This is a genomic window from Megasphaera sp. DJF_B143, from assembly GCF_900320625.1.
Lineage (GTDB): Bacteria > Bacillota > Negativicutes > Veillonellales > Megasphaeraceae > Megasphaera > Megasphaera hexanoica.
Genome location: NZ_ONTA01000237.1, coordinates 1 through 7,436 on the forward strand (window position 1 = coordinate 1; position 7,436 = coordinate 7,436).

At 52.3% G+C, this 7,436-nt stretch carries 5 protein-coding genes and 1 pseudogene; 5 read left to right on the forward strand and 1 reads right to left on the reverse strand.

What is annotated here, in order from left to right:
* From DBO31_RS09325 to DBO31_RS07070, 3 genes and pseudogenes are all read left to right on the forward strand, one after another.
* A pseudogene (locus DBO31_RS09325) lies at positions 1–206 on the forward strand (hypothetical protein); the annotation flags it as partial.
* A gap of 245 nt (positions 207–451) precedes the next feature.
* The gene (locus tag DBO31_RS07065; protein ID WP_159897811.1) at positions 452–1,390 is read left to right on the forward strand and encodes a dihydrodipicolinate synthase family protein; all 939 of its coding nucleotides are present in this window, start codon (positions 452–454) and stop codon (positions 1,388–1,390) included.
* 268 nt (positions 1,391–1,658) lie between these two features.
* Positions 1,659–3,638, forward strand: coding sequence for a YjhG/YagF family D-xylonate dehydratase (locus DBO31_RS07070; RefSeq protein ID WP_075581658.1), 1,980 nt, complete (start codon positions 1,659–1,661; stop codon positions 3,636–3,638).
* A 131-nt stretch (positions 3,639–3,769) separates the two neighbouring features.
* On the opposite strand, the gene DBO31_RS07075 is transcribed toward DBO31_RS07070, so the two are convergent.
* Complete coding sequence (locus DBO31_RS07075) at positions 3,770–4,627, reverse strand: DMT family transporter (RefSeq protein ID WP_113856447.1); 858 nt, start codon at positions 4,625–4,627, stop codon at positions 3,770–3,772.
* A gap of 141 nt (positions 4,628–4,768) precedes the next feature.
* On the opposite strand from DBO31_RS07075, the gene queC reads away from it, so the two are divergent.
* Both queC and DBO31_RS07085 read left to right on the forward strand, forming a co-directional pair.
* On the forward strand, positions 4,769–5,458 hold the full coding sequence (gene queC / locus DBO31_RS07080) for a 7-cyano-7-deazaguanine synthase QueC (RefSeq protein ID WP_059076444.1): 690 nt from the start codon (positions 4,769–4,771) through the stop codon (positions 5,456–5,458).
* A 30-nt stretch (positions 5,459–5,488) separates the two neighbouring features.
* Positions 5,489–7,436: M13 family metallopeptidase (locus DBO31_RS07085; RefSeq protein WP_150824794.1), on the forward strand; the 1,948-nt coding region annotated here is incomplete at its 3' end.

Genomic DNA, 7,436 nt, shown 5'->3' on the forward strand with positions numbered 1-7,436 from the left:
CCTCGGGTATTGTAGGAAATCCGGCCGTTTTCAGAAGTACGTTCCGGCAGGAACTTATGTCCCTCCGCGGTGACTGCGGCGCCGGCGTTCTATTGAAAAAATACGGGAAGCAATGCTGGGTATATGATGCATCAGAAACGGAGCTCTCCGATATCGATACAGTGGCAGATGCCCGGGTTTTGTTGCCACTCATGAATAAAAAATAAAATATCTATTATATATGTGCAGAGTATGTTGTTGGAAACAGCATACTCTATATTTTTTTATTTCCGTAAAAATGGAACTTTTTATGTGAAAAAAAGAATATAGTTGTATGCAGGATACACGGAAGATGTTGCATTTTTAGTCTTGACATTCAGAGAATTTCATGTAGAATAAATGCATGGTTCGTAATAACGACCAAGTTAGTATATACGAAAAAGACTACTGTGCAGAAGGGATTGGGATATACATGAAAAAAGCAGAATATTTAACGCCTGTCGTCACTATTTTTGACCGCGTGGGCAACATAGACCAGAAAGGCAATGAAATGGTTTATGATTTCCTCATTAAAGGTGGTGTGGACGGCATCGTCGTTATGGGCAGCACGGGCGAATTTTTTGCTATGTCCATGGAACAGAAGAAACGCCTCATCGATATTGCTGTGCCCTATATCAAAGGAAAAGTAAAATGTATGATCGGTACGGGCTGCATGAGCGTCCGCGATACGGTAGAACTTTCCAACTATGCCTGCGATGCCGGCGCTGACGCCGTCATGATTGTCTGCCCCTATTATTTCCCGCTCAGCGCAGAAGATATTGAAGCCTATTATGATACAGTTCTTCCCCAGGTCCGGGGCAAGGTCTTCATTTACAACTATCCCGGTGCAACGGGCGATGACGTGACACCGGAAATTACTCTCAATCTGCTCCGCAAACATAAAAACCTCGTCGGCTACAAAGATACGATTGAACTCTTTTCCCATACGCGTAAACTGATTGAAGTCACAAAAGACGAATTCCCCGACTTCATCGTTTACTCCGGCTACGATGAAAACCTCGTCCACATCATGCTCAGTGGCGGCAACGGCTGTATCGGCGGCCTGTCCAACTTTGCTCCGAAACTCTGCTCCGAATGGTGCCGGGCCATTAATGAAAAGAACTGGGAATACATGTTTGACTGTCAGGAAAAAGTCAATGGACTGATGTACATCTATTCGTCCAAGACGCCGTTCCCGCAGGTTGCCAAGAAGGCTCTCAACCTCCCGGGGGTTCCCGTCAGCGAATACTGCATGCATTTCTCCAAGAGACCGCCGACGGTGAAAAAACTCCAGGCCTTCATCGATGGCATCGATTTGGAAAACCTCATGAAACGCAACAACAAACAGGCTATCAAGAAAGAAACAAAATAATATAAGGTACGCTCCTGCCGTCTGATTCATAGCAGCAATGAATCAGACGGCTTTTTTATGCAAAATATGCATAATTGAAGCGGAATACACCTATAATTGCAAGCTCTGATTCATTGACAGAGGCGGATTTTTACGTTACTATGAACGTACATTCACCAGGTTTTAATTTGGCTTTTGTCAATCTAAACTGGTATACTACAGTTCCAGATTGAGTTTTATATTTAAAGAATTATCTAGTGGATGTTTTGTAAGAAAAGGAGAGATTTGAATGTCAGTAAAAGAATTATATGCTAACGATGCATCAGACTTAATTCTCCGTTCGCGCACACATGCAGATGGACCAGATGGCGTATTGCCTTTGACTCCGGAAACACTGCGTAATTCCCCGAGCGGCAATATTTTTGGCATGACCATTGATGCCGGCATGGGCTGGGACCCCAAGACACTGGCCAATGGCGATGTTATGATGATCAGCACCTATGGCGGTCTCAAAAAAGACGATGGCACGACCGTTGCCGTCGGTCTCCATCCCGGTCACTTCGAACTGGACGGCCTCTTAAAAGAAGCGGCTGATACATTAAAAGATATGGGCTATGTACCGACGGCTGCCTTTGTCACCGACCCCTGCGATGGCCGTACACAGGGCACGACGGGCATGTTCGATTCCCTGCCGTACCGTAATGACGCTTCTATGGTCATGCGCCGCCTCATCCGGTCCCTCCCGACCCGCAAAGCCGTCATCGGTGTCGCTTCCTGCGATAAAGGCCTGCCGGCCATGATGATGGCCCTGGCCAACATGCATGACCTGCCGACGATCCTGATCCCCGGCGGCGCTACCCTTATGCCAAATGACGGGGAAGACCTCGGCACCGTACAGACTATCAGCGTACGCTATGCCAATAAAGAACTGTCCTTCGACCGTGCCTGCCGTCTGGGCTGCATCGCCTGTGCAAGTGGTGGCGGCGGCTGTCAGTTCCTCGGTACAGCCGGCACGAGCCAGGTCGTAGCCGAAGGCCTTGGTTTCTGCCTGCCTCACGCTGCCCTGTCCCCGTCAGGTGAACCCATCTGGTACGACATGGCGAAAAAATCGGCCGTTGCCGCTATGGATCTTTATAAAGCCGGCATTACGACGAAAGATATCATTACCGATAAAGCCATCGAAAACGCTATGGTTATCCATGCCGCTTTCGGCGGTTCGACCAACCTCCTGCTCCATCTCCCGGCTATCGCCTTCATGGCTGGCTGCCACGTACCGACCGTTCATGACTGGGCACGGATCAACAAAGAAGTTCCCCGTCTGGTCAGCGTTCTGCCTATGGGTCCGATCAACTATCCGACCGTTGACGTATTCATGGCCGGCGGCGTTCCGGAAGTCATGCTCCACCTGCGCAAGATGGGCCTGCTCCACGAAGATGTCATGACCGTTACGGGCAGCACCCTCGGTGAAAACCTCGACTGGTGGGAACAGTCCCAGCGCCGTGTATCCTGCCAGAAGCGCCTGAAAGAACTGGATAACCTCAACGTTGACGACGTTATCTTCAGCCCGGAACAGGCAAAAGCCAAAGGTATCGGTTCGACCATTACCTTCCCGACCGGCAATATCGCTCCCGAAGGCTCGGTCGTCAAATCGACAGCTATCGATCCGTCCGTCATCGACGACGATCACGTATACCGTCATACCGCTCCGGTCAAATGCTATCCGTCTGAAAAAGCTGCCATTACAGCTCTTAAGAACGGCGGCGTAGAAGCTGGCGACATCATGGTAGTCATGGCTGGCGGCCCGATGGGTACCGGCATGGAAGAAACATATCAGCTGACTTCCGCACTGAAACACCTGTCCTTCGGCAAACACGTAGCCCTCATCACCGATGCCCGTTTCTCCGGCGTATCGACAGGTGCATGCTTCGGTCACGTAGGTCCGGAAGCACTGGCTGGTGGTCCTATCGGCAAACTCCGTGACGGTGATGTCGTAGAAATCATCGTCGATACGGTAAACCTCAAAGGCAGCCTGAACTTCATCGGCACGAAAGACCACAAGCTGACCTATGAAGAAGGCGCCAAAGTACTGGCTGAACGGGAAACGAACCCGGCCATCCACGAAGACGACGATCTGCCTGATGATACCCGTCTCTGGGCAGCCCTGCAGGATGTCAGCGGCGGCACATGGAAAGGTACTGTCTACGATGTCGATAAGATCATTGAAACACTGAAAGCCGGTAAAGAAGCACTGGCCAAGAAAAATAAATAAGCCACAGGCACAGCCTGACGTATAAAGAAAAGGCGCTGCATGAAGCATTTCCGCTAGCATGCAGCGCCTTTTTCGTACCGTGGATGCCGGCTGACTGCCGCTTTTACGACACCGGCTTATGACAACAGGCCCTATCGGTGCAGGATGTGGCTGCTGTGCTTCCTGACGATGATGACGACGCCGGCGAGGATGAGAATCATGCCCAGGGCGATGTTCCAGGTGAGCATTTCTCCCAGGAAGAGGATGCCGCTCAGTACACCGATAGCCGGGACGACGAGGATGGCCGTGCCGGCTTTGGACGCTTCCATATGCTGCAGGATGTAGTTCCAGAGGAAGAATCCGGCGGCACCGGCCAGAAGTACGTTATATAAGAGTGCCGATACACTGGTCAGGTTCCAGATGACGGTGGTCTGACCGCTCCCGGTTGCCCAGAAGACGAGTACTATGCCGCCCAGGGCCATCTGCCAGGCCGTGCAGGTTATCATATCGCAGCCGCCGAGTTTCAGCTTGAGGATAACGCCCGATACAGCCCATCCCAGAGCACCGCCGAGGACGATGAGCATGGCGCCGATGTGATTGTCGAAATGGATATTCATGAGCAGGCAGAGCCCGGCCATGGAGAGGAAAATGCCAAAGCATTTGCGCTTCGTCAGGCGTTCATTCAGAAAGAAATGGGCCAGGATGGCCATGAATACGGGCATGGTGTAATTGAGTACGGCCACGAGCCCCGCCGAAAGAGTGACGATGCCAATCTGCATAGCCGCATTATTCAGGACAATCTGGGAAACTCCCGTGAGAAATATCCAGGGCCAGTATTTTCGCTCTGGCCAGAACGTGTGGCGGAACGCGCAGACCAGAAGCAGCACGGCGGCTGCCATCAGGGCCCGGCAGGCAACGAACAGGACGGGCGGGAAATAGGCCGTCGATACTTTCATGACGACCCAGTTGTAGCCCCAGATTATATATAGGAGAATCAATGCTTTAATCATACGTACCGGCTCCTTTGTTAGGATGTATTCATTATAACACGAACGGGACAGGGGCTGTAAGAAAATCCTTTCATACCGTTTTAGCGGCGTACCATAATGTAGTATAATATATATGTTAGTCCGAAGAGGAGGATGATATAAATGAAATGTGTCGTATTACTCAGTGGCGGCGTAGACTCGACGACGTGTCTGGCTATGGCCGTAGAAAAATATAAAAAAGAAAATGTACTGGCCCTGACGGCGTATTATGGACAGCGCCATGAAAAGGAACTACAGGCGGCCCGCAAAGTGGCAGCCTATTATGGCGTACAGCAGGAAGAAATCAATCTGGCCCAGGCTTTCGTGCACAGTGACTGCCCGCTCCTGGAACGCAATAACGATAAGGAGATTGCCCATATGTCCTATGCCGAACAGCTGGCCCAAGCTGGCGGGGAAGGTACGGTAGAAACATACGTCCCCTTCCGCAACGGCCTGTTCCTTTCCTTTGCCGCCGCCGTTGCGGTCAGTGTCCATGCCGAAGTCATCTACTACGGCGCCCATGCCGACGATGCTGCCGGCCGGGCCTATCCGGACTGCACTCCGGAATTTGAACAGGCCATGAATACGGCAATTTATGAAGGGTCCGGCCACACCTGCCATCTGGAAGCGCCGCTCCTTGCGTGGAATAAGGCCGGCGTCGTCAAAGAAGGACTGCGCCTCGGAGCTCCCTACGAACTGACCTGGAGCTGCTATGAAGGGGGAGATATGCCCTGCGGCGTCTGCGGGACCTGCCGTGACCGGGCGGCTGCCTTTGCGGCCAATGGTGTACCCGACCCGGCACTGAAGAAATAATCCGGCATACGACGAAAGGAGACGTGCGACGTGATAGCAAAGAAAACAGCCGCCTTATGCGCCGCTCTGGCCCTGACGGCCGTACTGGGAATCTTTTCTTCCCCGGCGGTTGTCCTGGCAGCCAGTGAAAAAGACGATTTTTATCAGGCGGTCAATGAAAAGACGCTGAGAGAAAAACAGATCAAGCCGACGGAAGCCTCGTGGTCCTGGTTCCACGAACGGAATCTGGAAAATAAGGAATTCCTGACTAAGGAAATAGAAGATATTGCCAGCCATCAGGAAACCTATGCCAAGGGTACGCCGGAACAGAAAATCGCCGACCTGTACCAGTGCATTACCGACCAGGAAACGCGCAATGCCACAGCCCGGCAGCACATCCGGGATATATTGGCTCCTGTCAAAGCAGCTAAGACACCACAGGAACTGACGGAGGCAGTAGGAGAACTCCATCAGAAATATGGCATCAATGTGCTCATGAGCATGGACGAACAACGCCTGCCCGACAGCCGGCGCTATGTGGCCCGCTTTGAACCCCATAATCCTTTCCTGTCGCGCTACGACCTGGAAAAGGAGCCCCAGCCGGGTGCATGGAAACGTCATACGGAATATATATCCCGGCTGCTCCAAGAAGATGGGACGGCCAAAGACAAAGCCGATACGATGGCAGAAGCTATCCTGGCCTATGAAAAGTCCCTGGCACCGCATATGCTGACCAGCGAGGAAAAAAATGATATTATGGTGATGAACCAGATGGTAACGCGCAAGGAATTCCTGGAAATGACGCCTCACCTGGATGGGAAACGCCTGCTGAAAGACTGGGGCCTTTCCCGGGAAAAAGTCTTTTTCCTTTCCAATCCGGATTATCTCTGTCAGATTGATGCAGCCTATACAGAAGAGAACCTGGAACTGATGCGGAATTATTTCATTGCCCGCACTTACGACATGCTGGCGCCTTTTGCCGACATCCCCCTGCGCGACATAACGAAAGCCTATTATAACCAGCGCTATGGCATCAAACAGAACCGGACGGAACGGGAACGTGCTTCTTATCTGCTGCAGGACATGCTGCCCTACGAATTAGGACAGATTTACCTGAAAAAACGCTGCACCCCTCATATGGTGCAGGACGTGCGGGCCATGATCGATGAAGTGCGGAAGGTCTATCGCTCCCGTCTGGCAGCCAATACCTGGATGAGTCCCCGTACGAGAGCACAGGCCATAGAAAAGCTCGATGCCCTGCGCGTCTTCGTCGGAGGTCCGGCAGCCGATGACAAACCGACCATTGAAGATATGCACGTCGTCATCCCCGAATCTGAAGGAGGTGACCTGCTCAGCAATATCCTGGCCAGCAATGCCTGGGCCGCCCGGGAGGAAGAGAAACTGATAGGTACGGATTTCAACCCCGATAAGTGGTACGCCTTCGATCCGCAGGATGTCAATGCAGCGTATATTTCTGACAATAACAGCATCACCATCCCCGCAGGGATCCTCCAGCCCCCATTCTACGATGACCGTGCTTCGCGGGGGGCGAATCTGGGAGGTATTGGCGTCGTCATCGGCCATGAAATATCCCATGCTTTTGACCCAAATGGCAGTCATACCGATAAAGACGGGAATGTCCGTGATTGGTGGACGAAAGCCGACTATGACGCCTTCCAAAAACGGGCTGCCGCCTTTGCCCCTTATTACAGCCGCTATGAGCTGGCACCGGGGCAGTATGAAAACGGCAAGCTCGTCATGAATGAGGCCATCGCCGATTGCGGCGGCCTTTCAGCCGCGACGGAAATTGCCGCAGGCGACAAGACGGTCCTCCAGGACCTGTATCGTAATTTCGCGTCTATTTTCGCTTCCAAGTATACAGATCAGCTTCTCCATCAGCTGCTTATGCTCGATCCCCATCCCGAGGGGCGGGCCCGGGTCAATGGTGCCCTGTCGTCTACGGACGGGTTTTACGGTGCCTATGGCATTACTGACGGAG